The organism is Citrobacter sp. VF227, from assembly GCF_052950715.1.
In genome coordinates this window covers 1-1,343 of record NZ_JBRFVF010000048.1, presented here as the reverse complement: position 1 = coordinate 1,343, position 1,343 = coordinate 1, and the positions used below count along the sequence as shown (strand labels likewise).

General features: G+C 69.4%; 1 protein-coding gene. It reads left to right on the top strand.

Features of this window, described 5'->3' with window-relative positions:
- Nucleotides 1–1,343 (top strand): efflux transporter outer membrane subunit (locus ACU8YC_RS24895; RefSeq protein ID WP_446895944.1); only part of this gene is annotated, 1,343 nt, incomplete at both ends.

The window sequence follows — 1,343 nt, the reverse complement described above, 5'->3', positions numbered from 1 at the left end:
CGGTATGGCGGCGTCATACTGCTGGCTTGGAGCGTCGCCGCCTGCGCGGTGGGGCCGAACTTCATGCCGCCGGAGGATCCGCCGGTCAGCCGCTACACCAGGGAGCCGCTGAAGAACCCGTCGGCCGCCGACAAGATTCGCACCCGGCAAGGCGGCTCGGCCGACCAGAGCTTCGCCTCGGGCGCCGACATCCCCGGCCAGTGGTGGACGCTGTTCCATTCCAAGGCACTCAACCGCCTCGTCGAGCAGGCGCTGGCCAACAACCCGACGCTGGAGGCCGCGCAGGCCTCCCTGCGGGTAGCGCAGCAGAACGCGCTCGCCCAGAAGGGCACGCTCTATCCGAGCCTGACCGCGACGCCTCAGGCCGAAGGCATCCAGGCCCCGGGCCTCGACCTGCAATCGCCGCTGCAGAACCAGACCCAGTACCTCTACAGCCTGTTTACCCCGCAGGCGGTGGTCTCGTACAATCCAGACGTGTTGGGCGGGAACCGGCGGCAGATCGAGTCGCTGGACGCCGCCACCGAGAACCAGCGCTTTCAGCTGGAGGCGGCCTATCTAAGTCTGACCGCCAACGTCGTCGCCGCCGCCATCCAGGAGGCATCCCTGCGCGCGCAGATCGATGCGACGCAGAAAGTGATCCAGGCGCAGATCGAGGTGCTGCAGCTGTACAACAAGCAGCTGTCGCTCGGGCAGATCGCCGGGGCCGACGTGGTGCAGCAGCAGGCGGCGCTCGCCCTGTCGCAGCAGCTGCTGCCACCGCTGGAGAAGGCGCTCGCGCAGCAGCGCAACCTGCTCACCGCACTCGCCGGGCGTCTGCCCTCCGACGAGGTCCCGGAGACCTTCCGTCTCTCGGCATTGAGGCTGCCGACCCGGCTTCCGGTGAGCCTGCCCTCGCGGCCCGTGCAGCAGCGCCCCGACGTCAAGGCGGCGGAAGCCATGGTGCAGCAGGCGAGCGCCAGCGTCGGCGTCGCGGTCGCCAACCGCCTGCCCCAGTTCACGCTGACGGCCACGGGCGGATCGAGCGCGACGCAAATAACCCAGATTACCAACCCGGCCGCCTCGTTCTTCACGATCGTCGGCCAGGCGACGGCACCGATCTTCGATGCCGGCACCCTGTTCCGACGCCAGCGGGCCGCCGAGGAAGGCTTGACCCAGGCGCAGGCGCAGTACCGCGCCACGGTGATCACCGCCTTCCAGAACGTCGCCGACGCGCTGCGAGCGCTGCAGGCCGACGCCAGGGCGGTGGCCGCCGCCGACGCAGCGGTCAATGCGACGAACCAGAGCCTGGAGCTGGTCCGCAAGCAGTTCACGGCCGGCTCGGTGACCTCGACGCAAGTGCTGAT